Genomic DNA, 26,934 nt, shown 5'->3' with positions numbered 1-26,934 from the left:
AGATCAAGCAAGCCGTTTAGTTCTCAATTTCAAGAATCGAGAGCCTCAAGCACTACCTAACCTAGAATCATTGAGAATCACTTAACTTCTTTCCAGCCGTTCTTCTTGAGTTCTTCAACACTCTTCTTGAGGGAGAGGTAGTCGATCTTCGAATCGGTTACTGGAATAAGCTTCGCTTCAATAGCCTGCTTCAAAGTGTCCGAATCGCCTACTGGAATCGAAATGGTTTCGGTCATCTTGCCGTCTTTTTCAGCGATGTCGTACTTAGCACCCTTGATCTTGGCGTATTCATCCTTTGCTTCATCAACGGCCTTCTTGACGATTTCTTTCTGGGTATCGTCAAACTTCGCAAGGTCAATTTCGGTGTCCTGCTTGAAATCCTGAACCTTATCATCTTCCGCGTTGAGCGTCATGGTGATCTTCAGGCCATCTTTCTCTTGCGAGAGCTTTGCGGATTCTTTAACTGGTGAGCCACAAGCAGCTAGACCAAAGATGAGCATCATCGAAGCAAAAAGAGCCGTCAATGTGCGGGTGAACTTCTTCATGTAATTTCCTATTCCGAGGTGTTTCCAGCAAATGCTGTTTGCCCACAAAGCTTACCAAAATATTTTTTCTGTAGAAATTGGCAACGATTCTTGTTCACTAAATTTCACCAAATGTTCAACTTCCGTTATCGGTAAAACGCGAGCTAGATCCGAATTAAGCACGCACTAAACACGCTAAATACGCTAAACACAAAGCAAATCCAAATTAACGCGAAGGTGGGGTGCTAACCTGTGTCAGCACCCCACCTTTGCATTACGCCATGAGAGATGTAGGTCTTATCTCGATCCTGAAATTATTCAGAATTGCAAACCAAACCCATAGCCGATAGACGAATCATAATCGTCGTAACCACCATATCCGTAGATATCGTCAAACGAATCGAGGTCACGGCTAATGATGTTGTTCAACTGCTCGTATTCACTGCGTGCGGCTGGAGTTGGTTCAGCCTTCATGCCGCGCAGCTGCTCCAAGCCAGTACCAGCTGGGATCAACTTACCGAGAATGACGTTCTCTTTCAGACCAGAGAGCGGATCAGACTTCGAGTTCAGTGCAGCCTCAGTGAGAACCTTCGTTGTCTCCTGGAACGATGCAGCCGAGAGCCACGAATCGGTAGCCAAGGAAGCCTTGGTAATACCCATCAGCTCCGGACGACCCGATGCAGGCTTACCACCCTCAGCCAACGTTGCGCGGTTCGCATCTTCGAATACCGACACATCCACCAATTCGCCAGGAAGCAATGTGGTATCGCCAGCTTCGAGCACAGTTACGCGGCGCAACATCTGGCGCACAATAACTTCGATGTGCTTGTCGTGGATTTCCACACCCTGCGAACGGTAAACGTTCTGCACTTCGGATACGAGATGCAGCTGTGCCTGACGGCGTCCAGTAATACGAAGAACCTTCTTCGGATCCACTGAACCTTCAACAAGCTGCTGGCCAACCGCCACATGAGAACCCTCAGGAACGAGAAGCTTCGCACGCTTGCCCACCAGGTAAACGAGGTCTTCGTCGCCGTCGTCGCGCTTGATAATCAAACGACGCGAACGCTCCATGTCCTCGATTTCCAAACGTCCAGCGGCCTCGGCCAGCGGAGCCTCGCCCTTTGGAGTACGAGCTTCGAAAAGTTCCTGAACACGAGGTAGACCCTGGGTGATATCCTCTGCGGATGCAGCGCCACCAGTGTGGAAGGTACGCATCGTCAGCTGGGTACCAGGTTCGCCAATCGACTGAGCAGAAACAATACCGACGGCTTCGCCGATATCAACGAGCTTGCCCGTAGCCAATGAACGACCGTAGCACGCAGCACAGGTGCCCACGCGCGAGTTACAAGTGAGCACAGAACGAACCGTGATCTCCTTGATCCCAGCGTCGATGAGCTTCTCGAGCGCGACGTCACCAATATCAGTACCAGCTTCGACGACGACGTTTCCATCGGCGTCAACCGCATCCTTTGCCAGGGTGCGTGCATATACCGAGGTATCGATGTCCTCAGAGCGAACGTCGTTACCATCAGCATCGGTGACGATAATTTGCTTGGTCAGACCACGCGAGGTACCACAATCAGCTTCACGCACGATAACGTCCTGAGCGACGTCCACCAGACGACGGGTCAAGTAACCCGAGTCAGCGGTACGAAGAGCGGTATCGGCAAGACCTTTACGAGCACCGTGGGTAGCGGTGAAGTATTCAAGAGCGGACAAGCCTTCGCGGTAGTTCGACTTGATCGGACGAGGAATAATTTCACCGTTCGGATCAGCCACGAGACCACGCATACCAGCAACCTGGCGAATCTGCATCCAGTTACCACGAGCACCAGAGGAAACCATCTGGTTGATGTTGTTCCAGTAATCGAACTGGTCACGCATCTCATCAGCAACCTTATCGGTCACTTCAGTCCAGAGAGCAACAAGATCCTTACGGCGGTCTTCGTCGCGAATATTTCCCTCTTGGAAATCCTGCTCGATCTTAGCAGCTTGCTTTTCAGCAGCTTCAAGAATCTCAGCCTTGTTAGCAGGCGTCTTAACGTCAGATACAGCGATGGTCACGCCTGAGCGTCCACCCCAGTAGAAGCCCGTCTCCTTAAGAGCGTCAAGCGAGGCACCGACGTCTACCTTTGGATAACGTTCTGCAAGCTCATTAACGATAGCTCCCAGGACTTTCTTATCCACGACCTTGTTCACAAATGGGAACTGAGTTGGCAGCGCATCGTTGAAGATCGAGCGACCAAGCGTCGTCTCGAGCAACACGGCGTCGCCCTCTTCGTAGTTCTCAGGTGCTTGCCAATCGCGAGGCAAGACGACGTCCTCCGCGCGGAAACGAATACGAACAAGTGCGTTCAAATCAAGTTCGCCAAGGTCAAATGCCATCTGAGCTTCGGCAATTGAGGAGAAGTAACGTCCTTCACCCTTGCCACCCTCGCGGATCATCGTCAAGTGGTACAAACCGATGATCATGTCCTGTGATGGAACCGTAACTGGGCGGCCATCAGACGGCTTGAGGATGTTGTTTGCCGAAAGCATCAAAATACGTGCTTCTGCCTGTGCTTCCACAGAAAGTGGCAAGTGCACAGCCATCTGATCGCCGTCGAAGTCAGCGTTGAATGCCGAACATACGAGCGGGTGCAGGCGGATTGCCTTACCTTCAATCAGCTGAGGCTCGAAAGCCTGAATACCGAGGCGGTGCAGCGTAGGTGCACGGTTGAGCAACACTGGGTGCTCCTTGATGACCTCTTCGAGCACGTCGAACACTTCGTCACGCTGGCGCTCGATGAGACGCTTAGCTGCCTTGATGTTCTTAGCCAATTCAAGATCAACGAGACGCTTCTGCACGAATGGCTTGAACAGCTCCAAAGCCATCGTCTTTGGCAGACCACACTGGTGCAACTTCAAAGTTGGACCAACAACGATAACCGAACGACCCGAGTAATCAACACGCTTACCGAGCAAGTTCTGGCGGAAACGACCCTGCTTGCCCTTGAGCATGTCCGAAATCGACTTGAGTGGACGGTTGCCTGCACCCTGAACTGGGCGGCCACGGCGTCCGTTATCGAAGAGCGAGTCCACAGCTTCCTGAAGCATACGCTTTTCGTTGTTCACCATGATCTCTGGCGCATTGAGATCGATCATGCGCTTGAGACGGTTGTTACGGTTAATCACGCGGCGGTACAGGTCGTTCAAATCAGACGTTGCGAAACGTCCACCGTCAAGCTGTACCATTGGGCGCAAATCCGGCGGAATCACTGGAAGAGCGTCAAGTACCATCGCTTCAGGCTTCGTGCCCGAGTGCAAGAAAGCGTTAACCACCTTAATGCGCTTCAAAGCGCGCGTCTTGCGCTGAGCCGTGCCAGTTTCGATCTGCTCAACGAGCGCATCACGCTCAGCTTGCAAATCAAAATCACGCAGACGACGCTGAATAGCTTCCGCACCACGGAACGCTTCGAAGTAGTCGCCCCAACGAGCTTCCATCTCGCGGTACGCGTCTTCGTCACCTTCGAGGTCGCCTACCTTGAGCTTGAGGAACTTGTCCCACACCTCATCGAGGCGCTCAAGATCCTGCTCAAACTGACGGCGCACACGGCGGGTTTCAGCCTCTGCACTGCGCTTAATCTTGGCGCGAGCAGCGGCGTCGGCATTCGAGCTTTCAGCTTCTTTCAGAGCCTCTTCTTCGGCACGCAGCGCCTTCTCGACCTCAGCGTCGCGCTCCTTTTCGAGGTTCGCACGCTCAAGTTCGTATTCGCCGGTGAGAGTTGCGAGGTCAGCACGGCGACGCTCCTCATCCACGCTGGTCACCATGTATGCCGCAAAGTAGATGACCTTTTCCAGATCCTTTGGAGCAATATCAAGCAGGTAACCAAGGCGGGATGGAACACCCTTGAAGTACCAAATATGAGTTACAGGTGCAGCGAGTTCAATATGACCCATACGCTCGCGACGCACCTTTGAACGCGTGACTTCAACGCCACAACGCTCACAAACAATTCCCTTGTAGCGAGGGCGCTTGTACTTACCACAAGCACACTCCCAATCACGGGTAGGACCGAAAATCTGCTCACCGAAAAGGCCGTCCTTTTCTGGCTTGAGAGTACGGTAGTTGATGGTCTCAGGCTTGGTAACAGTGCCGTGTGACCATGAACGGATATCGTCGGACGTGGCCAGCGATATGTGGAGCTGATCGAAGAGATTAACGTCGAGCAAGATTCCTACTTCCGAAGTATTTTACGCCGGGTAAATTCTTTTGTTTCAATCGGTGGGCAAGGTAGCAGGCGTTTGGCCGCCTTGCCCACCGTCGAGAGCTAACTAGAAGTCAGCGCCTGTCTGAAGGTCTTCGAGGCCCGTCTGGACACCCGCAGATTGCGGTGCCCGGAAGGCGTCGTCGTCGGAATCCTGCAGACTAATAGCATTGCCTACAGAGTCAAGAGCTTCCACATTCAAGCACAGCGAACGCATTTCTTGAACGAGAACCTTGAACGATTCCGGAAGACCCGGCTCAGGTACGTTGTCTCCCTTAACGATTGCTTCATAAACCTTGACGCGGCCGACGGTATCGTCAGACTTGATCGTCAACATTTCCTGAAGTGTGTGTGCGGCACCGTACGCTTCAAGTGCCCAAACTTCCATTTCTCCAAAGCGCTGGCCACCGAACTGGGCTTTACCGCCGAGTGGCTGCTGGGTAACCATGGAGTATGGGCCGGTTGAACGCGCGTGGATCTTGTCATCCACCAAGTGGTGCAGCTTCAGCATGTACATATAACCAACCGAAACTGGCTCTGGGAACGGCTCACCGGTGCGGCCGTCGAACAGACGCGCCTTGCCGCTCTCATCAACCATGCGATCGCCGTCGCGATTTGGCAGCGTATTTCCGAGCAGACCCTTGAGCTCGTCGGAAAGAACGCCGTCGAACACTGGAGTAGCCACTGGCTGGCGCCCCTCAGTCTTGACTGAATTCTCTGGCAGACGCAGCGCCCACTCTTCGCCGTTCTTGCGAGCTTCGGTAGCGTCCCAGCCTTGAGCTGCAATCCAGCCCAAGTGGAGTTCGAACACCTGACCGAGGTTCATACGCGATGGCACACCAAGTGGATTCAAAACGATATCGACTGGAGTACCGTCTTCCATGAACGGCATATCCTCCAGCGGAAGAATACGGGAGATAACACCCTTATTTCCGTGGCGTCCAGCCATCTTATCGCCAATCGTGATCTTGCGGCGCTGCGCAATATGCACGCGAACGGTCTGGCGAACGTCAGCTGCCAGCTCGTCGTGATTCTCCGAAGAGAATTCCTTCACGCCGATCACAATGCCGGATTCACCGTGTGGCACGCGAAGCGAAGTGTCGCGAACTTCCTTTGCCTTCTCACCGAAAATAGCGCGAAGCAGGCGCTCTTCGGAGGTGAGCTCGGTTTCACCCTTTGGCGTGATCTTTCCGACGAGGATGTCACCTGCGGAAACTTCAGCGCCGATACGGATGATTCCACGCTCGTCGAGATGCGAAAGCATTTCTTCCGAAACGTTTGGAATATCGCGGGTAATTTCCTCTGGACCGAGCTTGGTATCGCGGGCATCAACCTCGTGCTCTTCGATGTGAATCGAAGTCAAGAGATCTTCTGCCTGGCAACGCTGGGACAGAATAATAGCGTCTTCGTAGTTGTAGCCGTTCCATGCCATGAAAGCAACGAGGAGGTTCTGACCGAGAGCCAATTCGCCACCGTCGGTAGCTGGGCCATCAGCAATGAGCGAACCCTTCTCCAAGCGGTCACCCTCAGAAACAACAACACGTTGGTTGGTGCAGTTTCCAGGGTTCGAACGCTCGAACTTCGCCAACTTGTACATACGGTGGTTACCGTCGTCTTCTTCCACGTAAACTGCGTCGGCGGAAACTTCGGTAACTACACCAGGCGCAACGGCAACAGTAACATCACCGGCGTCAACAGCTGCACGGATTTCCATGCCGGTGCCTACGAGCGGCGCGGCGGGACGGATCAACGGCACAGCCTGACGCTGCATGTTTGCACCCATGAGAGCGCGGTTTGCGTCGTCGTGCTCCAAGAATGGAATCATTGCGGTACCAACGGAACACATCTGACGTGCAGAAACGTCCATGTAGCCAACTTCGCTTGGTGGCACGAGCGCAGGCTCACCACCAGGCAGACGCACGAGAACTTCCTGCTCCTTGAAGGTACCGTCCTCATTCAGCTCAGCCGAAGCCTGTGCAACCGCGTAACGATCTTCGTCGGCGGCGTCGAGGTAAACGATCTCATCAGTGACGCGACCGTCCACAACCTTGCGGTAAGGTGTCTCGATAAAGCCAAAAGCATTGACGCGGCCAAACGAAGCAAGCGAACCGATCAGACCAATGTTTGGACCTTCAGGGGTTTCGATTGGACACATACGGCCGTAGTGCGACGGGTGAACGTCTCGAACTTCCATCGAAGCGCGATCACGCGACAGACCACCCGGACCGAGAGCCGACAGACGGCGCTTGTGCGTCAAACCAGCAAGCGGGTTGTTTTGATCCATGAACTGCGAGAGCTGCGAAGTTCCGAAGAACTCCTTGATTGCAGCCACGATCGGGCGGATATTGATCAACGACGACGGCGTGATCGCTTCAGCTTCCTGCGTGGTCATACGCTCGCGCACCATACGATCAAGGCGCGACAAACCAGTGCGAACCTGGTTCTGGATCAGCTCGCCAACAGCGCGAATACGACGGTTGCCGAAGTGATCGATATCGTCCGTTTCGACGACGACGCTGCGGCCGCCCTCAGCGGATACAACTTCTGCTTCACCTGCGTGCAGAGCGAGCAAGTAGCGAAGCGTAGCCGTGATATCGGTGATCGAAAGCTGGCGCTTGGAAGATTCAATATCCAAGCCGAGCTTCTTATTGACCTTGTAACGACCAACCTTGGCGAGGTCGTAGCGCTTGTCGTTGAAATAGAAATTGCGCAGCAAGTTGCGGCCAGCCTCAGCGGTTGGCGGTTCGCCTGGGCGCAGCTTGCGGTAAAGATCTTGCAAGGCTTCTTCTTGAGTCTTGACGGTATCCTTTTCCAAGGTGTCAATCAGAATTGGGAAGTCCTTGAATTCTTCGCGAATCTCGGATTCGCTCATGCCCAGGGCCTTAAGGAATACGGTTACCGACTGCTTGCGCTTACGATCGATGCGCACGCCCACCGAATCGCGCTTGTCGATTTCAAACTCGAGCCATGCGCCGCGCGACGGGATGACCTTGGTCGAGTAGATGTACTTATCAGAGGTCTTGTCTGCCAAGCGTTCGAAGTAAACGCCTGGGGAACGCACCAGCTGAGAGACAACGACGCGCTCAGTACCGTTGATAATAAAGGTACCTTGTGGGGTCATCAGCGGGAAGTCACCAATAAAGGTGGTCTGAGACTTGATTTCACCAGTTTCGTAGTTCTGGAATTCAGCAGTCACGTAGAGCGCCGCCGAGTACGTCATGTCTTTGTCTTTGCATTCAACAATCGAAGCTTTCTCATCTTCAAGATGAGGATTCGACAACACAAGACCCATGGTACGAGTGGTGTTTTCAATCGGTGAAATTTCATCAAAAATTTCTTCAAGGCCCGACTTTTCGTCTGGGTGCTCAGCTCGCCACTCATCTGAGCCAGTGAGCCATCCATAAGAGGACGTCTGCAAGCTGAGAAGATCAGGAACCGTCATAGGTTCCGTGAGTTTAGCGAACGAGATACGATCAGCGGCAAGTTTGCCGTTCACGACGGTGGGCATAGAGGTGCGCGAAGCAGCCAAAGGATGTTCCTTCCCTGGGTTCCGGTAAGGCTATCAACGCAAAGATCGGACACACGCACGCACAATTAAGAGAAATACAGATTCAGATAAAAAGGGTACGGGTGTTGATACACTGCGCAAGTTTCAAATCTACCGAATCAGGGCGAATTAGTCCAGCCCCCACCAGTGTGGAAGGGGTCACGACTCGTATGCTCTAAGAAATCCTCGAAGGTCTGAGGGCTGTCGCTGCCCATCAGTTTCATCGATTTGCTTAGATTTTCATGACCAACGAGCGTCTCAAACACTATCGCGGTCAAGAAAGACTTTCCCATAGATAGAGAAAAACTGCAAGCTACCGGTGCGGCGCGCCGGTAGCTTGCAGTCCCAATCAGCCATTTGCAGAGATTACAAAAGATCTTTCAATCCAGGACTCGTCAGCTCCAAAACTGCAGCTCGAGCATTGTCAGGATCGTCAGCGTCTACCGCATATGCAGCCATTTGCTGGCAAGTTGCCATATCGTGCAAACGCAGCGCAGTGCGCACTGCATTCACCTTATTCGGAGCCATAGACAGTGAAGAAACTCCCAATCCAACCAGCACCAAAGCCAAAAGCGGATCTCCGCCAGCTTCGCCACACACGCCCACAGGCTTACCAGTGGCACGCCCACCCTCGCAGGTCATCTTAATGAGCGTCAACAACGCCGGCTGCCACGGACTCAAAAGCTCAGCAAACTCACCCTGCATACGATCTGCCGCCATGGTGTACTGCGATAGATCATTAGTACCAATCGAGACGAAATCAACTTCGCGCATCACCCGTCCAGCTAAAATAGCGGTCGAAGCGATCTCAACCATCGCACCCGCTTTAGGCAAGCCCACTGCTTTAACTTTCTCGGCAAACCAACGAGCCTCGCTCGCCGTAGCAATCATCGGGGCCATAACACGCACATCTGCACCAGTTGCCTTATAAGCCTGAGCCAGAGCCTCGAGCTGAGTGTCAAGCAAATCTTCCCGGCGCTGGCACAGGCGCAAACCACGCCGTCCTAAAGCCGGATTTTCTTCGGCGCCGAGATTGGCAAAAGCCAGCGGTTTATCAGCACCAGCATCGAGCGTGCGCACCACAATGCGTCGATCACCAAAAGACTCAAATACCTTGGTGTAGGTAGCAATCTGCTCTTCTAAACTTGGCGCATCAGATCGATCCAAGAACAGGAACTCCGTGCGGAACAGACCACAGCCCTCCAGATCCATCGCTGCAGCTTTCGCAGCGTCGTCGGCAGTGCCAATATTGGCAAGCAACGCAACCTTGTGGCCATCGTACGTCGCTCCCTCACCCGAGGAACCTGCCAGCGCTTTCGCGCGACGTACTGCACGTTCCTTGAGGTCAGCCACTTCCCTATCGGTAGGGTTAATAACAACCTCTCCCACACCGCCGTCCACAGCCACCAAATTCCCCTCAGCAGCAGCTACCACGCCGGGCACCTGCACAATAGCCGGGATGCCAAGTTGAGCAGCCAAAATAGCGGTGTGGCTGGTCGTTCCACCCTCTTCGGTAATGATCGCAGCACACAGCTCCGGAGAAAGCGTTGCAGTTTCCGCTGGAGCAAGATCGCGAGCCACCAAAACCGAAAGTTCCGTGAGCTCAGGCACGCCGGGCGCAGGGAGTCCTAGCAGCTGTGAAATCGTGCGATCGCGAATATCGTAAAGATCAGTGACGCGCTCAGCCATATAGCCACCCAGACCAGCAAGCATATCTGCATATCCTTGCGTAGCCTCGTGCACGGCGCGCGTCACTCCCATTCCCTGCTTGAGCTTGGCATCAACAGATTTTGCCAGACCGCGATCATTAGCCAACTTTGCTGAAGCCTCAAGGATTGGGCGCACGGCCTCCGAAGCCTGCTGCGCTCTCTCGCTGAGCTGAGCAGACACATGTGCCATAGCCTCGCGCACCCGCACGCTCGCCGCTTCCCAATCAGAAGTGGGCGCTTCATTGGCATCAAAACCGGGCGCCGCATGAACTGCAACTGCTTTAGCAGCTGCGATTCCACTTGAAACGCCTAAACCGTACAAAATCTGATGAGTACCAGTCATGAGAGCCCCTCTCAGGCGTCGAGATCAGTTTCGAGCAGACGCGCCAAAGATTCCAGCGCCTCATCAGCGCCCTCCCCCTCAGCAGTGAGCGTCACTTCATCGCCGCACTGCGCGCCCAGCGTCATAACTTCGAGCACCGAAGCGGCATCTACTGGCTCTTCACCAGCAAGGGAGATCTGCACGTCAAAACCAGTTTCTTCCACAGCCTGAGTAAACAGTGCTGCTGGTCGTGCATGAAGTCCAACTGCTGAAGCGATCTTTGCTGTACGTGTAGCCATTATTGTGATTCCTTTCGAATCGGTTGAGCATCACCGCTCACCCTAGCAATGTGCATTGTTAAATACGAAATTTCATCTTCGCTCACGCGAGTATCAAAACGCAGCTCAATGATAGCCGCCAGTTTCTGCGCCACAGCAACACACTCTGGATAGCTATCACGAATTGCCTGCCCAATGACCGAAATTTCCTCTTCGTTTATTTGTTTTTGTTGATGGATACGAACAAAGAGATAACGAAGGTGAGTGATAAAACGTCCCACGTTCACCGACGTCGACTCTAAATGTACGCCAAAACTCGTCTCGATGACTTCGATCATCTGCTGAATAATCCCCGTCATCATATATGTGTAACTCAGATCCCCGTGGCTGAAGCCAAGGTTGACCAGATGTAAAGCGATTGCCACCGCTTCATCCTGCGGCAACTGCTCCTCGCTCAAGCGGTTAATCTGGGTGAGCAGATCAACCGCCTGGGCGTATTCTTGCGGATACAGATTACGCACCTCCGCTTCGAGCGGATAACGCACATCCATAGCAGTGCGCACCCGCTCGAAAGCGAACGTAATATGATCCGCAAGTGCAAGGACAAAGGCAGGATTCGAACCCAACCCGCTGTCGGTAGAGCTGAACGCCTTTTCCAGAAGTTCGAGAATCTTCGGCGGAATATCTGCCAAAAGTTTTCCCAGATGATCTGGGTCCCTGCCGTCAACTGGCACGAATTTTCGCACAACCTTCGAGGGGTCGATTGACGATCCGGGCTTTGCCTGGAACCCAATCCCCCAACCCGTCACGATGACTTCGGCGGCGTCGTCATCACGCGCCAAAACCACGTTGTTGTTGAAAACTCGCAGGACGTCCATACACTACCTAGTTACTGAAATGATCTTCTCACCAGCCTGAACGTCGGTTGGCACAATCGGCTCAACGCTCGTCAGCGACTTGGTGTTTGTTACAGTCACAATTGTAGTAGTAGCGAAGCCTGAATCAGTGACCTGCTGCAGATCCACCTCAACAAGGACGTCCCCACTTTCGACCCGCGCACCCTTTTCTACGCGCACGTCAAAACCTTTACCCTGCATATTCACGGTGTCGATACCTACGTGTACGAGCACCTCCACGCCGTCGTCGCTCTTGATTCCAAAGGCGTGTCCCGACTTCTGCACCGAGGCCACAGTTCCCGATATAGGGGCGAGAATTGTACCATTCTCTGGATTGATCCCCACACCTGCCCCAAGCACACCAGATGCGAAGACGGCGTCGCCCACCTTGTCGAGCGCAACGACGCTTCCCGCCACGGGCGCGAGGACGTCCGTCGTCGTCTCAGTGTTCTCGACGACGCCGCTGCCTGTAGTTTCGTCCGCAACCACAGCTGAACGAGACTCGGGCTGCGCGTCCGAGCTTGCGTCGTCGGCACCTTGCGCCGCAGCCTCAGCTTCCTGCTCAGCCTTAAAAGCCGCGCGTTCTTCAGGCGTGCGGAAATCCGAAATAATAATGAGCACCATAGCGACGACGAAAGCCACCATCACACCCAAGGTATAACGCCACACTGGTGTGAACACCGGAATTGTGAGCAGGGATGTGAAAGCAAATGCGCCGGTAGTCACTCCACCCGTAAGGCCAATGACGATGCCGCCAGCCAAGCAGCCCACCAGCATACGCGGGTAGATTCGCTTAAAGCGCAGGTGAATACCGTACAGAGATGGCTCGGAAATACCACCAAGGAGACCAGCAGCCAAAGCACCGATGGATACCTGGCGCATCACCGTTTCTTTATGGCGAATAGAGAGAACTAAAACGCCAGCCGTCGCACCGAAACAAGCAAAGTTCCATGCACCCATGGGGCCTTGAATGAAGTCGTAACCCAGAGTCTGAATATTGACGAGCATGAGCGCATTCAATGGCCAGTGCAAGCCCAAAGGCACCAAGAACGGATAAATCACTGGAATGAGCACGGCAAAGACGATTGGGGCATGGCCATTGAGCCATGCGAGGCCAGAGCCAAGGCCATTGCCAACCACAACTCCCAGTGGGCCAATTAAGAATGCGGTAACTGGAATCATGATGATCATCGAGAAGAATGGCACAAACACCATCTGCAGGTTCTCAGGGAAAATCTTCTTCAAACCGCGGTAGACCAGCGCTAACAGACCCACCATCATCAGCGGCACGAACACTTGACCCGAATAACCGTGCAACGGCATGTGGATTCCAAAGACTTCCGCCACACACGACTTCGTTCCAAGTGAATCATTTGTTTGGCATACAGTGTTCGGGAAGCGCTTTGGATCCGAAAGCGAGACGAACTCCGGCGTCATCAGCGCGCCCATCACTGCGGTACCGAGCCATGGATCGACACGCAGCTTCTTCGAAGCATTGTATGCCACCATTAGCGGCAGGAAGAAGAACACCGAATGCCACATTGCATCGACGAATACCCAGGTAGAGGACTTGGTGTCGTCGCGGAACTTGATAATTTCAAAAGCGTCGAGAATCGAAGCGAAAGCAATAATGAGCGAAGCGCCCAGCAATACGCCCAAAATCGGGCGGAACGAGTCAGAGAGAAATTCAAAGAACGCATCTACCCAGCCAAAACGACCCCGCGCTTTGCTGCGAGCCTCGGCTTTGATTTCTGCATCGGTTTTCGCGGCCTGCTTGCCAGTTTTTGCCATGCTAGGCAGGGACTTAATCTCATTGTAGAGAGTAGCGACGCCGCCGCCAGCCACAACTTGGTAGCGCTCACCTGATTGAGGTACGACTCCCAAGACACCGTCGATCTTTTCCAGTTCCTCGCGATTGACCTTGCTTGCGTCCACAAGTTCAAAACGCAGCCGTGTGGCGCAGTGGGTCAGACTCTTCACATTGGTAGAGCCGCCAATAGCGTCGATAATTTGCTGCGCTGGGGAAATGACGCGCGTTTCATTCGACATGATAGCTTCCTTGCTTAATGAGATATTGGGTTATAGGTGGTGTAGGACAAAACGCCGGTAAAAACAAAAAAGACCCAAGCTATGACGAATCGTCATGCTTAGGTCTTGCCCCTACCGGGTAACAATCCTCTGGTTAAATACCAGCTTTCGAAAGATACGATATACCGCCACGAAAGAGCTTGTCTAGCAACGTGGTTCAGATCACCACAGTGCGCCCTTCATGGCTTTCGGACGGTGATCCGATTCGGAAAAGCCCGGATTCTTGGGGCGTATAGCGCAACATCTCGATATTTGTGCAGATGATGCCAAAAACGCACCGACTTTCCATCGTAAGTAGACTCCAAGCTCGGCTAGCCAGCGCCAATTTGTGCCGAATGCGTTATATGCGAAGGCTATGTGCGGAGGATTCATCAAGAGAGATGCGGCGCGAGAAGTCTCGACGAGGTATGCACGCGGGTACGCACGCGAGAAGCTGCACGGGAGGTGTGCGTGAGGAGAGCATACAAGGGAGGGCCCCGATCTTCGATCGGGGCCCTCCCTCAACCGCCGGTGTTTAACCAGCAAGTTTAAGATTGCGGTCTAAACCGCAGAAATCACTTAAGAACGACGGTTGCGCCAGCAGCTTCGAGCTGTTCCTTAGCCTTCTCAGCGGTTTCCTTGTTAACGCCTTCGAGAAGAGCCTTAGGTGCGGAGTCAACGAGCTCCTTAGCTTCCTTGAGACCAAGTGGGGTAAGAGCGCGCACCTCCTTGATGACCTGGATCTTCTTGTCGCCAGCGTTTTCGATGATAACGTCGAACGAATCCTTCTCGTCTTCAGCAGCTGCTTCACCTGCAGCTGGAGCAGCAGCAGCTGCAACAGCAACGGGAGCGGTTGCTTCAACTTCGAATTCTTCTTCGAACTTCTTAACGAAATCGTTGAGCTCTACGAGGGTGAGCTCCTTGAAAGCTTCGATGAGCTCTTCAGCGGTAAGCTTGGCCATGATTGACCTTCCTTCCTGTGCCTACGCGAGGCAATTTAATTGGTTGATACCACTACCCTCAGGCAGCGGATTCCTGCTTCTCGCGCAGGGCGTCTACGGTGCGCACAGTCTTGGTGATTGGCGCCTTGAATACGTATGCAGCTTTGTACAGCGAAGCCTTGAGGACTCCAGCAGTCTTAGCAAGCAGAACCTCACGGGATTCGAGATCGGCGAGCTTCTGAACATCTTCAGCGTTGAGAAGATTACCTTCGAGAACACCGGCTTTCACAATGAGAGCCTTGTTCTCCTTAGCAAAGTTCTTAACTGCCTTAGCTGCGGAAGCGATGTCACCGGTAACAAATGCCAGCGCGGTCGGACCCTTGAGGTCGTCATCGAGTCCTTCGATGCCGGCTTCACGGGCTGCAATGCGTGCGAGGGTGTTCTTAGCAACCTTGTACTCTGCGTCAGCACCGAGCGCACGACGAAGCGTCTTTAGTTGCGCAACGGTCAAACCGCGGTACTCAGTCACCAGAACCGCCGAAGACTTGCGGAAATCTTCCGTAAGCTCTGCGATCGCTGCAGACTTGTCGGTCCGTGCCATGGGACCTCCTTCCGAATAGTAGCCGCAAAAGTCGGAAGTTTTACAAAACAAAAACCCTCGCGCAGCGCACGAGGGTTCAAGCATACTTCTGCTATTGAAAAATCGTACCTGCGCGGGCTTCGCACTGCGAACTTCACCCCGTTGGCAACGGGCGACCTGCGGTCTTGGGCAGAATATACGCTACCTGCCCCGGCGTCGTCATGCAAGAAAGAACGGCGCTTCGTGAGCGAAGCAACAAGGCGACCAGTGCAAAAGCACCTATTCCATAAGTATCTGCCGCAGAAGGACTCACCGTATAAGTCCGTATCACACAAGCGCTTAACGAGCCGAAACGAGATTCTCGATCCGATGGAACAAAATATCGAGTGCCACCAGGTTGCGCCCACCTTCAGGGATGATCAGATCTGCGTGCCGTTTCGACGGTTCAACATACAGCTCATGCATTGGTTTCACAGTGGAAAGATACTGCTTCTCCACCGAATTAATATCCCGGCCACGTTCGAGCACATCTCGTTTGATGCGGCGCATAATTCGCACATCTGCATCGGTGTCTACAAAAAGCTTGAGATCGAAGAGCTCACATAACTCAGGCTGCGCAAATATCAAAATTCCCTCAACCAAAATCACCGGAGCCGGTTCAATACGCGTCGTATACGATTTTCGATTGTGCTCCGTGAAATCATATACCGGACAATCAATTGCTCGCCCGGCAATAAGTTCCTGCAGCTGTTGCGCCATCAAATCGTTATCGAATGCTTCCGGAGCGTCAAAATTGAGTTTTGCTCGCTGCTCGTGGGTGAGGCCATGATGCTCTTTGTAATAGTTATCGTGGAAGACGACGGTGGTCTTGGTATCGAAACGCTCAGCAATCGCGCGGGTGAGCGTCGTCTTCCCACTGCCAGTACCACCCGCAATACCAATCACAAAAGGCTTAGCCACAATGAACCTTTCTCCACACAAAACACGTTGGACACCAATACTCGCCCGATTCTACCGATAACTCGTCTGATTCTACCGATAATACGAAAGAATACGAAACTCCCCGAAACAATCAGTTTCGGGGAGTTTCAAAGTGCTATTTCACACCGCTAAGAAATCACTTCTCGGTCTTGCCAAGCTTAGCAATATCAAGTGGGATTCCTGGACCCATCGTCGTCGCAATGGTTGCCTTGAGCAGGTAACGACCCTTCGACGAAGCCGGCTTCAAACGCATGATCTCCTGGTACGCAGCGTTGAAGTTATCAAGCAACTGCTCTGCAGTGAAACCAGTGTTACCAACGATGAACGGAAGGTTACCGTGCTTATCAACACGGAACTCGATACGTCCACCCTTGATGTCCGCAACAGCCTTTGCGGTATCCATCGTCACAGTACCAGTCTTAGGGTTTGGCATGAGACCACGTGGACCGAGCACACGACCAAGCTTTCCAACCTTGCCCATCATATCTGGGGTTGCAACAGCTGCATCGAAATCGGTCCAGCCACCTGCAACCTTCTCGATGAGATCGTCGTCGCCAACTTCATCCGCACCAGCTTCGAGAGCGGCTTGTGCACGCTCACCAGTTGCGAATACGATTACGCGCGCCGTCTTACCAGTTCCATGAGGAAGTGATACGGTACCGCGAACCATCTGGTCTGCCTTACGTGGGTCAACACCGAGGCGGAATACAGCTTCCACAGTCGATGCAAACTTTGTAACAGAAGTCTTGGAAGCGAGTTCCAAAGCCTCCTGAGCGGTGTAAAGCTCGCCGGCCTGAATAAGTTCGGCAGCCTTACGATAATTCTTTGAGCGCTTTGCCATTCTGCTTTCTCCTTTTTAGCAGTCGTGGTAATGCGAACCAGCTCCGGGTTCTACCACGATGTCCCGAGGACACCTACACCGAAACGGTGTCTAAAAATCAGATCTCGTCTGTGGTTAGACCCATAGAACGAGCGGTGCCCGCGATGATACGAGCAGCGTTGTCAATATCGTTGGCGTTGAGATCCGGCTGCTTCGTCTTCGCAATTTCGCGAAGCTGATCAGCGGTAACATGGCCAACCTTGTTGGTGTGTGGAACGCCTGAACCCTTCTTGATTCCAGCAGCCTTCTTGAGCAGATCAGCAGCTGGCGGAGTCTTGGTTACGAAAGTGAATGAACGATCTTCGTAAACCGTGATCTCAACTGGGATGACGTTGCCGCGCATGGACTCGGTAGCGGCGTTGTAGGCGTTGCAGAACTCCATGATGTTCACACCATGCTGACCCAAAGCTGGGCCGATTGGTGGAGCTGGGTTTGCAGCACCTGCCTGAATCTGAAGTTTGATCAGGCCTGCAACCTTCTTCTTCGGTGGCATTTAATGATCCTTTGTTTCTAATGTGTACCGCCACATGGCAAAAGTGGCGGGCGTCGAACAGCTTAAGTCAAAAGGAGGAGAAAATCCTAAATCGGATTAATCCATCTTCTGGACTTGGCTGAACGACAAGTCGACCGGGGTTTCCTGGCCAACAAGCGTCATAAGCACGGTAAGTCGCTGATTTACCGCGTCAACCTGTGAAATTGTAGCCGGCATTCCCACCCAAGGTTCAGTGATGAGAGTCACCGTCTCGCCAACTTCGTACTCAGCAACAAGAACAGGAGCGCCAGTCTTGACTGGTTTTCCAGCAGCAACAGCTTCTTGAGCAACTTCTTGCTCAACCACTGGGGTGAGCATCTTCACGATCTCGTCTTTGGTGAGCGCAACTGGGTTACGACCGTTTCCAACGAAGCCGGTCACGCCGTTCGTCTCCTGCACAACTCGCCAAGAGTCGTCGGTAAGATCCATACGAACAAGGGCGTAACCAGGGATTCGAACGCGCGAAACACGCTTATTCTGACCCTTCTTCACTTCGATAACTTCTTCCATCGGCACTTCTACCTGGAAGATGTAATCTTCCATATCCATCGAGTGGATACGAATCTCAAGATCCTGCTTGACGCGCTTTTCGTAGCCGGCATAAGTGTGAAGAACGTACCAACGGCCTGGCAGACCACGCAAGCGGGCGCGAACCATCTCTTCAGTGTCGACGCCGTCTGCTTCAGTTTCGCCAGTTGGTACAGTCTCTTCTGCCGTGGGCTCTTCAGCAGTTTCCACGTCTGAGCCAGCCTCGGCTTCTACTGCCTCGGGAGCAACGTCGCCAGAGGTAGTCTCCACAACTGGAGCTTCAGCCTCAACTTCTGGGGTCGAACCGTCAGAAAACAGCGGACTGTTTTGTGGCTCGAAAGTTTCTTCAGGCATGTTCCCTGCTTCCCTACTTATGTTCCCTATTACCGACAATTACTGTTGAGCGCTAGCGATCAGCCAAACACCCAGAATACGAACTGGCTAAATCCAAGATCAAGCAAGCCCACGAAGATCATGACAACAATCAAAAATCCCACAACCGTGAGGAACATAGTCCACAACTCGCTGCCGGTTGGACGCTGAACTTTCTTAAACTCAGCAAGAACCTGCTTAAAGAACGTGATGATACGAGCAAAGAAGCCCTCTTTGCTCTCTTTGGCTACACGATGACCATGAGCTTTAGCAACGTCATTCACGAGTGGATCCTCTCGGTTAATGTGGAAAACGGCCCCTTTGGGCCGCTTTCTGCAGGGCAGGAGGGACTCGAACCCACAACCGCCGGTTTTGGAGACCGGTGCGCTACCAATTGCGCCACTACCCTATCGCTTAGCGAGCACTATCAATTATGCCTGAGAGTGAGGCCTAATTTCTATTGCTTGGCACAGCTCAATCCACTTTAGTCGGCTTTTGCTCATTAGTCCAAATAAATGTGCTCTCCGCCCTGTAATTCTCACCACGTTGGATCGACACACGCGCTATCGCAAGCGAAAATCATCAATGCCACACGAAATTTCCGCCTACATTTTGGACTCAGACGGAAGGGCAAAGTGTTTTGTGACACAATAGATGATGTGAATGAAAATAAAACAGCCCGCCGGGTTTCTACCCGCCTTGGGGCACTTCAAGAGTCAGCAACCCTCGCCGTAGACGCAAAGGCCAAAGCATTGAAAGCCGCAGGAAAGCCTGTTATTGGCTTCGGTGCTGGTGAGCCTAATTTTCCGACCCCTGATTTTATTGTTGAAGCAGCAATAGAAGCAGCAAAGGATCCTAAGAATCACAAGTACACACCAGCGAAAGGCCTGCCCGAACTACGGGAAGCCATCGCTGCCAAGACTAAGCGCGATTCTGGAATCGACGTTGATCCTAACAACATCATCGTCACAAACGGCGGAAAACAGGCCGTCTACCAGGCGTTCCGTTCTATCGTAGACGACGGCGACGACGTCATCCTCCCTGCTCCTTACTGGACCACCTACCCTGAGGTCATTCGCCTCTGCGGTGGCAACCCGGTAGAAGTATTCGCAGGGTCCGATCAGGGTTACAAGGTGACCGTGGCGCAACTAGACGCCGCTCTCACGCCAGCAACTAAAGCACTGCTGATGTGCTCGCCGTCGAACCCAACTGGCGCTGTCTACTCCGCAGCCGAGCTCAAGGAGATCGGCACATGGGCACTGGAAAACGGCGTCTGGATCATCACCGACGAAATCTACGAGCACCTCGTTTACGAAGGCAAGCAGTCCTACCTGCTTAAAGAGGTACCTGAGCTCGCCGATCAAACAATTGTGGTCAACGGCGTCGCCAAGACATACGCAATGACCGGCTGGCGCGTGGGCTGGATGTACGGCCCGGCAGATGTGATCAAGGCTGCATCGAACTTCCAGTCGCATATCACTTCGAACGTCTCCAACGTGGCGCAGCGTGCCGCAATCGCCGCTATTACCGGTGATCAGAGCGTTGTAGCACAGATGAAGGAAGCTTTCGACCGCCGTCGGAAGAAGATCGTAGAAATGCTGCGCGAAATCGAGGGCTTTGAGGTTCCAGAGCCAACCGGCGCATTCTACGTTTTCCCCAATGTGCAGGCAGTTCTCGGTAAAGAGTTCAACGGCCGCGTCGCAAACACCACGTCCGAACTCGCTACCCTCATCCTTGAAGAAGTTGAGGTAGCTGTTGTTCCAGGTGAAGCCTTTGGCGCGCCCGGCTACATTCGTCTCGGTTACGCGCTGTCCGACGACGATCTCGTGGCAGGCATCGAGCGCCTACAGAAGCTTTTCAACCGATGAGCTTCGTTTCTCACGACGACGGACGCCGGGCTCAGTAGCCTTCTTCAAGTAGGCTCTGCCCGCGTTCAATCCAATTTTCGGCAATACGGAGGCGGTTTTCCGCCTCCGTATTCCATTGTTTGCGCTGCTTACGCGCACCTGCAACCAATGAAATGACCACACCTGCAGCTGAAGCACACAGAGCCACTGGATCAACGCGCGTAGCCAGAGAATCGAACCATTGATCCAGAATGACGGGGATAGAGCGATACGATTGTGGAGCAAGACTCGGCAAAACAGACATATGTGCTAATAGGCAAGCCCAGTCGTGAACGCGGTGCCCAGGGCTGAGAGAGTCGAGATCTAGCAGGCCAGTAAGCTTGCCAGTTTGCGGATCAACGTAAATATTTGCTTCGTAAAAGTCTCCATGAGTGGGAACTACCGGCCCCAAATCTGCCTGTTTCAGCAGCTCTCGAATCCTCTTCGCCACATTGTGGCATCGCTCCTCATACTCAGGAAGCGCAAGCGCAGCAGCATGGGCATAGTGTTCACACCGATCTACCCACGCAGCTCGTTGAGGCATTCCCAGCGCCAAATATGGAAGTGAGTCGAGGCAAGATTCGAGGGAGTTCAAGACCTGCTGTTGTTTAATCGCATCAGAAATCGTGATCGAAGAAAAATAGCGCGACAACGCGACTCCGGCCACCGGCGTCGTCACAACAAAACCAGGTGCGGATTTGTATATCACCGGAGCTGGCACACCTGCCTTATTGACAAGTTCTAAGCGGCGCTCCAGATCGGGTTGATCTTTACTGCGCACAACTTTGCCGAACAGTGCTGAGCCAGATTCGCGCTCAATCCGCACCACGGCGCGGCGCGTAGGACGGTATCCGAGCAATTCGATTTCAACGCGTTCGCCCAGAAAATCAGAAAGTAAATGTGGTGTGCAGGCGAGCTCAAGCGCAGGCAATTCAGGGTCACACGGATGCTGCCAGACACACACGCGTGTGCTGCCAAAACGCAAAATTTTTCCTTGCACGCCCAGGATCGAGTCCTCAGCAATGCGCTCCGTAGAAGCAACCAAATAGGTATCTACTCGCTGCTGGTGACGATTGGTATCAAAGACGACCGTGTATCCAATCGAAACTCCCGCACCTGGGCGATGATGTACCTGATGCACAGCCCAAGAACGCAAAATTCCCTGCTCAGCAACTGCGAGTCGCAGCATTTCGCCTGCTCGCGAGCCAGTGAGTAGCGCTAAATCACGCCTTTCACACCGGGCTCTCTCAGAATTTTGCATACTCTTTTTATATGAGACCTCGCCGGTAAATACAAACTGCACACGGTGTTGTGACATTATGTGCACAGTGTGCTGCGACATTGCGTGCGTGATGCGTTGTGACATTGCGTGCACGCCAAGCCTCCTCATGGAAACTCTGATGATCCGCTGGCAAAATAGGTGTATGCGAGATCTCCAAGCCCTTCCTAAAGCTCATCTGCACCTGCATTTTACAGGATCAATGCGAGTCTCCACACTTAAAGATATGGCGCAGAGCCAAGGAATTCGGCTTCCGGAAAACCTCACCGATAACACCGCACTCCAAGTTCCTGCTGATCAGCGTGGCTGGTTCCGTTTCCAACGCGCGTACGACGCGGCTCGCAAAGTCGTGCGCTCGGAAGATGCGATGCGTAGGATCGTGCGCGAAGCAGCTGAAGACGAGGCTCGCGAAGGCTCTAAACGCCTCGAAATCCAAATTGATCCCACGTCTTACGCCCCCTTTGTTGGTGGTATTACCCCAGCTCTTGAAATCGTTCTTGACGAAGCCACTCTCGCTTCGCGCGATACCGGCGTACAAGTGGCGATCGTTGTGGCAGCTTCGAGGCTCAAGCATCCCCTCGATGCACGAATTTTGGCCCGTTTAGCAGCCAAGCATGCAGGCGAAGGAGCAGGCCAGGTCGTGGGATTTGGACTCTCTAACGACGAACGCCGCGGGAATACCCCAGAATGGGCAGGCGCATTCGATATCGCTCGCAAAGCTGGCCTGGCGTCAGTTCCGCACGGCGGCGAGCTACTTGGCCCAGCACACATTCGCGATATCGTCACGGCACTCAAACCTCGCCGGCTCGGGCACGGCGTGCGCGCCGCAGAAGACTCAGCATTGCTCGAATATATCGTTGACAACGGAATCGCTCTTGAAGTGTGCCCTGCGTCGAATGTGCAACTTGGCGTTTATAACTCCCTTGGGGACGTCCCCCTGCGCACCTTGCTCAAAGCCGGTGCACAGATCGCGCTTGGTGCCGACGATCCGCTGCTCTTCCTCTCGCGACTCACTGACCAGTACGAGAACGCTCGCAAACTCGGTCTTGACGACTACGAAATCTCTTTGCTCGCGCATTCTTCGATTAGTGCCTCGCTCGCCGCGCCATCCGATAAGGAACGCTGGCACGATGAGATTGACGCCTGGCTAGCCACGCCTGATCCCGCACCTGATCCACAAGCGGCTTGATCCCACACCTGATGTGGTCGCTGATCCGGTGCCGTATCCGGCACGTGCCGAGTAGCTGGGGACAATCAGATCGTCACGTTGACGAGCACAGGTTCAGGCACGAGCGTGACGCCGAAACGCTCGCGAACGCCGTCGCGAATAGTTTGAGCCAGTGAGACGACGTCGGACGCACTCGCTTCACCACGGTTGGTCAGCGCCAACGAGTGCTTCGTGCTCACAGCAGCAGGCCCTGGCATGCCGAAACCTGGTTTGAAACCAGCATGATCAATCAGCCAAGCCGCAGACGTCTTCACCTGACCCTCAATTTGCGGCGCGGCAGCGCCAATCTGGTTAGCGCCACCCGATTTTCCAACCCCGTACTTAGGGGCATCGTCTGGCAACGCCGCAGCTTGTTCCTCTGAGAGGATCGGATTCGTAAAGAAAGAACCAAGCGAAAAAGTATCGCGATCTACTGCGTCCAGCACCATACCCTTGCTGCGTCGCAACTCAATCACTGCACTGCGCACGTCGGAGGCAGGTACTCGCTCACCGGCGTCGACACCCAATTTCTGCGCCAACTGAGCATAGCGAATTGGTTCCGAAAGCGTAGCCCTACGCAGGTGAAACACCACGTCAAGCACGATCCAACGCGGCGTCGCACCCCATTCACCGCTCAGTAAAGACTCCTTGAGAATCGAGTGGCGGTAACCGAATTTGAGATCCGCTGCGAAGAAAGTACGAATCGTGCCGCTCTTGCGGTCGAAAGTGCGCACCGACGCAATCGTTCCAGCCACTTCCTGCCCGTATGCGCCGATGTTTTGCACCGGGGCAGCCCCCACAGTACCCGGTATGCCCGAAAGACCCTCTAGACCCATCCAGCCATGTTCAATAGCAAAAACGACGACGGCGTCCCACGGAGTTCCAGCCGTCACCCGCATTTGCGCTCCCCCACACGAATCTTCGGAGAGAATCTCAATCGAAACGCGATCGTCGTGAACCACGACGCCTGGGAAATCGGCGTCGGAAGCTAAAATATTCGAACCCCCGCCAATAACGAGCACTTCCTCACCGCTGCGATCCGCCTCCGTGACCGCCGCGATAATCTCAGCTTCGAAGCTAAGATTTTCAAAACTGCGCACCTTACCGCCCACAGCGATAGTGGTCATATCAGCAAGACGACGCGCATCGGGCTGGAGCCGGGTGGTCAGAACGGCAGGCAGGGCGTGAGTAGGCTCAGTGGGTTCAGGAATCGAACAAGTCATGCTTTCACCTTAACGATAGCGAAGAAAAAAGAAAACCTCCGACGATGCGGAGGTTTCGTGCTCATTACAGAGCGAAGTTCACCATAAGAACTGAGAACCGATCAACGGGTCTCGCGGTGTGCCTGGTTCTTATTGCAACGAGGGCAGAACTTGTTCAGTTCCAGACGATCCGGCGTATTGCGACGGTTCTTCTTGGTGATGTAGTTTCGCTCCTTGCAAACCTCGCAGGCGAGGGTGATCTTAGGGCGAACGTCTTGAGACTTGCTAGCCACGGTTATTTCCTCACGTTCGGTTTGATTGGAGAAGCGGATGCTTCTTTGGTCGAGAGTAGCGGGGGCGGGGTTTGAACCCGCGACCTCACGATTATGAGTCGTGCGCTCTGACCAACTGAGCTACCCCGCCTCACTTCATCACTTAATTTCTTAAGAAATGAATCGAGCCCCGAAAGGGAATCGAACCCTTGACCTTCTCCTTACCATGGAGATGCTCTGCCGACTGAGCTATCGGGGCAACGCTGGAAAGCTTACCAAAATTCTTCGGTAATTCACCAACCAGAAAACCAAACCTGGCGGTGAATCAGATCACCACACGGCTGGTTTCAGATCGAAAATCGATCCGTGGCGGGTGAGGGATTCGAACCCCCGTAGCTTACGCGTCTGATTTACAGTCAGATACCATTGGCCGCTCGGTCAACCCGCCGATGTGCTCGAAATATTTCTTCGCACGTCACAGTAGATTAGCAGTTAGGGTGGGTAGGATGTCAAACCGATTTGGCAGATTGCTAATGCAGCGCTGATCACATTTCTCTTTTTGCGTGCTCACGCCTTTGTGTTCAATACCGGATAAGCTGTACACATACCGTAAAGAAGGGAGCCATTGATGGCAGATTCATCGTTCGACATCGTGTCGAAATACGACCGTCAAGAAGTTGACAATGCCGTGAACCAAGCCGCTAAAGAAATCAGCCAACGCTACGATTTCAAGAATGTTGGCGCTTCGGTAGAACTTTCCGGCGAAGCTATAACAATGATCGCAAACTCCCCTGAGCGCGTGCTCGCGGTGTGGGATGTGCTCCAATCGAAGCTTATTCGCCGCGGCTTATCGCTGAAACAAGTTGATGTGGGCGACGGCGAACCCAAAGCTTCTGGCAAAGAATACCGGCTGGTTGGCGCACTTAAAGAGGGTATCGACCAAGAAAACGCGAAGAAAATCACTAAACTCATTCGTGATGAAGGCCCCAAGGGTGTTAAAGCCCAAATTCAAGGCGACGAAGTGCGCGTATCGTCCAAATCGCGCGACGCACTTCAAGACGTGATCGCTATGCTCAAAAGCGCCAAACTCGACGTGGCCTTGCAGTTCGTCAACTACCGCTGAGCGCGGCAATTATCTTTCTATTGCCAGATCACGGGCTTGCATCACGATCTCACGATGCGAGGTGACGTAGCGAGGCTACGGCGCGAGACCACAATGCAATAAAAATTTGGTGGGTGAATGTTAGACATTCACCCACCATTTAGTACTCAGTAGAGTTTCCCATCATGTGGCTCACCACGGGAAATAGCCGTCATCGTCTCGCGCTCCACAACTTTGATGCGCTCACGGCCAACTGGCTCCCCTAGCGACTTCTCATAAGCCTCAAGCAGCTCCCAGCCCTGCCAGGTGGTGTAACGCACTCCGCGACTCTCTAGCACCTGCTGAGTCGCCTCCCAACCGAGCTCTTCAGTGGTGGCGTGCAAAAGCCCTGCCTTGTAGTCCTCTACCAGGTTGCCGATAGTCTCCTGTGCGTCAGATTTCGTTGAGCCAATGAGTCCCACCGGACCTCGCTTGATCCAGCCGGTAGCGTACATGCCGTTCACGACGACGCCGTCGTCCACCACGCGTCCTGCGACGTTAGGCACGACACCGCGCACGTCGTCAAATGGCGCACCTGGAATAGGCGACGAGAAGTAGCCAACAGCTCGGTATACGGCCTGCACCGGGTAGTCGATGAACTCGCCGGTACGGGCAACGGATCCATCGCCTTGTAGTGCCGTGCGAGCCATGCGGATTCCTTCAACATGCTCGGTTCCGAGAATCTCTGCCGGTTCTTGCAACATATGAATGTGAATACGGCGCGAAGCAGTCTTTTCTTCTTCCTGCTCAAAGAGGTAATCGGTGAGGATATTGACCACTTGGCGAGTCATCTTCGAATCGGCAACTGCCGCTTCGGAGGCCTCATCATAATCGTAGTCGTCCTCGTAAACGATGATGTCGACGTCTGGAACTTCGCCCAACTCACGCAATTCCATCGGCGTAAATTTCACTTGAGCCGGCCCACGACGACCAAATACGTGTACATCTGTGACCGGAGATTTACGCAGTCCGTCCTCAACGTTTTGTGGAATCTCGGTGCTCATGAGATCTTGCGGGTGTTTAGCCAAAATTCGCGCCACATCAAGTGCCACATTCCCCACACCAATAACCGCAACTTCTTTAGCTTCAAGTGGCCAGGTGCGCGGATAATCGGGGTGTCCGTCGTACCACGAGACGAAATCAGCTGCTCCATAGACTTCAGGCAGATCGGCTCCTGGCACGTTGAATGGACGATCTCGATCAGCGCCAGTTGCAATGATGATCGCATCATAGTGTTCGTGAAGTTCGTCGAACGTTACGTCTTTGCCGATTTCAACGTTGCCAACCAGCCGAATATCTCCACGCTGCAAGACATTGTAGAGAGCCTTAATGATCTGCTTAATGCGTGGATGATCAGGGGCGACGCCGTAACGGACGAGTCCGTAGGGCGCAGGAAGCCTCTCGTATAAATCGATCTGAACATCAACATCGGATTTCGACAAAATATCGGACGCATAAATTCCAGCTGGACCTGCGCCGATAACTGCTACTTGTAGCGGACGATTACTCACAAAAACCTCTTCCTAGAATTATGGTCTGA

General features: G+C 53.5%; 21 protein-coding genes and 4 tRNA genes. 3 read left to right on the top strand and 22 right to left on the bottom strand.

Translation table 11 applies throughout. The features are described 5' to 3' along the window. Positions 1-77: 77 nt before the first annotated feature. The 15 genes from JOD55_RS03815 to JOD55_RS03745 all read right to left on the bottom strand — a co-directional run bounded on the left by JOD55_RS03815 (position 78) and on the right by JOD55_RS03745 (position 18,816). A complete protein-coding gene (locus tag JOD55_RS03815) occupies positions 78-545 on the bottom strand; it encodes a DUF1307 domain-containing protein (protein ID WP_204398781.1) in 468 nt (155 codons plus the stop codon). Between the two features lie 297 nt (positions 546-842). Continuing rightward, positions 843-4,739 (bottom strand): DNA-directed RNA polymerase subunit beta', encoded by a 3,897-nt coding sequence (locus tag JOD55_RS03810; protein ID WP_204398780.1) that lies wholly within the window; start codon positions 4,737-4,739, stop codon positions 843-845. 102 nt (positions 4,740-4,841) lie between these two features. Continuing rightward, positions 4,842-8,303, bottom strand: a complete 3,462-nt coding sequence (gene rpoB, locus JOD55_RS03805) for a DNA-directed RNA polymerase subunit beta (protein WP_204398779.1) — start codon at positions 8,301-8,303, stop codon at positions 4,842-4,844. A 384-nt stretch (positions 8,304-8,687) separates the two neighbouring features. After that, positions 8,688-10,373 carry a phosphoenolpyruvate--protein phosphotransferase gene (gene ptsP, locus JOD55_RS03800; RefSeq protein ID WP_204398778.1) on the bottom strand — a complete coding sequence of 562 codons (1,686 nt, stop codon included), beginning with the start codon at positions 10,371-10,373 and terminating at the stop codon, positions 8,688-8,690. Positions 10,374-10,384: 11 nt separating this feature from the next. Further along, entirely contained in the window at positions 10,385-10,651 is a 267-nt protein-coding gene (locus tag JOD55_RS03795; RefSeq protein WP_204398777.1) for an HPr family phosphocarrier protein, read from the bottom strand. Continuing rightward, complete coding sequence (locus JOD55_RS03790; RefSeq protein WP_204398776.1) at positions 10,651-11,508, bottom strand: PRD domain-containing protein; 858 nt, start codon at positions 11,506-11,508, stop codon at positions 10,651-10,653. Before JOD55_RS03790 ends, JOD55_RS03795 begins: the two co-directional genes overlap by 1 nt. 3 nt (positions 11,509-11,511) lie before the next feature. After that, positions 11,512-13,575, bottom strand: coding sequence for a glucose PTS transporter subunit IIA (locus tag JOD55_RS03785; protein ID WP_204398775.1), 2,064 nt, complete (start codon positions 13,573-13,575; stop codon positions 11,512-11,514). A gap of 593 nt (positions 13,576-14,168) precedes the next feature. Beyond that, positions 14,169-14,555 (bottom strand): 50S ribosomal protein L7/L12, encoded by a 387-nt coding sequence (gene rplL, locus JOD55_RS03780; protein ID WP_204398774.1) that lies wholly within the window; start codon positions 14,553-14,555, stop codon positions 14,169-14,171. A gap of 58 nt (positions 14,556-14,613) precedes the next feature. Then, a complete protein-coding gene (gene rplJ, locus JOD55_RS03775; protein WP_204398773.1) occupies positions 14,614-15,135 on the bottom strand; it encodes a 50S ribosomal protein L10 in 522 nt (173 codons plus the stop codon). A 318-nt stretch (positions 15,136-15,453) separates the two neighbouring features. Continuing rightward, positions 15,454-16,074: a uridine kinase gene (udk, locus tag JOD55_RS03770; RefSeq protein ID WP_204398772.1), complete on the bottom strand. Its 621-nt coding sequence runs from the start codon at positions 16,072-16,074 to the stop codon at positions 15,454-15,456. Positions 16,075-16,231: 157 nt separating this feature from the next. Further along, on the bottom strand, positions 16,232-16,936 hold the full coding sequence (gene rplA, locus JOD55_RS03765) for a 50S ribosomal protein L1 (protein ID WP_204398771.1): 705 nt from the start codon (positions 16,934-16,936) through the stop codon (positions 16,232-16,234). A 97-nt stretch (positions 16,937-17,033) separates the two neighbouring features. Next, on the bottom strand, positions 17,034-17,468 hold the full coding sequence (rplK, locus tag JOD55_RS03760; protein WP_124054121.1) for a 50S ribosomal protein L11: 435 nt from the start codon (positions 17,466-17,468) through the stop codon (positions 17,034-17,036). 96 nt (positions 17,469-17,564) lie between these two features. Beyond that, positions 17,565-18,389, bottom strand: coding sequence for a transcription termination/antitermination protein NusG (gene nusG / locus JOD55_RS03755; RefSeq protein WP_204398770.1), 825 nt, complete (start codon positions 18,387-18,389; stop codon positions 17,565-17,567). Positions 18,390-18,448: 59 nt separating this feature from the next. Further along, positions 18,449-18,691: a preprotein translocase subunit SecE gene (gene secE, locus JOD55_RS03750; RefSeq protein ID WP_204398769.1), complete on the bottom strand. Its 243-nt coding sequence runs from the start codon at positions 18,689-18,691 to the stop codon at positions 18,449-18,451. Between the two features lie 52 nt (positions 18,692-18,743). After that, positions 18,744-18,816 (bottom strand) — tRNA-Trp (locus JOD55_RS03745). 241 nt (positions 18,817-19,057) lie between these two features. Between JOD55_RS03745 and JOD55_RS03740 the strand changes: the two genes are divergently transcribed. Then, positions 19,058-20,275 (top strand): pyridoxal phosphate-dependent aminotransferase, encoded by a 1,218-nt coding sequence (locus JOD55_RS03740; RefSeq protein ID WP_420827031.1) that lies wholly within the window; start codon positions 19,058-19,060, stop codon positions 20,273-20,275. A gap of 31 nt (positions 20,276-20,306) precedes the next feature. Here the strand turns inward: JOD55_RS03740 and JOD55_RS03735 are convergent, their stop codons facing one another. Continuing rightward, a complete protein-coding gene (locus tag JOD55_RS03735) occupies positions 20,307-21,554 on the bottom strand; it encodes a phosphotransferase (protein WP_204398767.1) in 1,248 nt (415 codons plus the stop codon). A 163-nt stretch (positions 21,555-21,717) separates the two neighbouring features. Here JOD55_RS03735 and JOD55_RS03730 point away from each other — a divergent pair, with 163 nt between their 5' ends. Beyond that, on the top strand, positions 21,718-22,761 hold the full coding sequence (locus JOD55_RS03730) for an adenosine deaminase (RefSeq protein WP_204398766.1): 1,044 nt from the start codon (positions 21,718-21,720) through the stop codon (positions 22,759-22,761). A gap of 65 nt (positions 22,762-22,826) precedes the next feature. Here the strand turns inward: JOD55_RS03730 and JOD55_RS03725 are convergent, their stop codons facing one another. From JOD55_RS03725 to JOD55_RS03705, 5 genes are all read right to left on the bottom strand, one after another. Further along, a complete protein-coding gene (locus JOD55_RS03725) occupies positions 22,827-24,002 on the bottom strand; it encodes a UDP-N-acetylmuramate dehydrogenase (RefSeq protein WP_204398765.1) in 1,176 nt (391 codons plus the stop codon). A gap of 101 nt (positions 24,003-24,103) precedes the next feature. Next, positions 24,104-24,274 (bottom strand): 50S ribosomal protein L33, encoded by a 171-nt coding sequence (gene rpmG, locus JOD55_RS09085; protein WP_165496044.1) that lies wholly within the window; start codon positions 24,272-24,274, stop codon positions 24,104-24,106. A gap of 56 nt (positions 24,275-24,330) precedes the next feature. After that, a tRNA-Met gene (locus JOD55_RS03715) sits at positions 24,331-24,404 on the bottom strand. 35 nt (positions 24,405-24,439) lie between these two features. Then, a tRNA-Thr gene (locus JOD55_RS03710) sits at positions 24,440-24,512 on the bottom strand. Between the two features lie 108 nt (positions 24,513-24,620). After that, a tRNA-Tyr gene (locus tag JOD55_RS03705) sits at positions 24,621-24,701 on the bottom strand. A 180-nt stretch (positions 24,702-24,881) separates the two neighbouring features. Between JOD55_RS03705 and JOD55_RS03700 the strand changes: the two genes are divergently transcribed. Next, positions 24,882-25,376 carry a YajQ family cyclic di-GMP-binding protein gene (locus JOD55_RS03700; RefSeq protein WP_204398764.1) on the top strand — a complete coding sequence of 165 codons (495 nt, stop codon included), beginning with the start codon at positions 24,882-24,884 and terminating at the stop codon, positions 25,374-25,376. A gap of 146 nt (positions 25,377-25,522) precedes the next feature. Here the strand turns inward: JOD55_RS03700 and JOD55_RS03695 are convergent, their stop codons facing one another. Then, positions 25,523-26,905, bottom strand: coding sequence for an FAD-dependent oxidoreductase (locus tag JOD55_RS03695; protein ID WP_204398763.1), 1,383 nt, complete (start codon positions 26,903-26,905; stop codon positions 25,523-25,525). Positions 26,906-26,934: the final 29 nt, after the last annotated feature.

This window comes from Arcanobacterium pluranimalium (assembly GCF_016907845.1).
Lineage (GTDB): Bacteria > Actinomycetota > Actinomycetes > Actinomycetales > Actinomycetaceae > Arcanobacterium_A > Arcanobacterium_A pluranimalium.
This window is presented reverse-complemented; position numbering and strand designations above follow the sequence as displayed.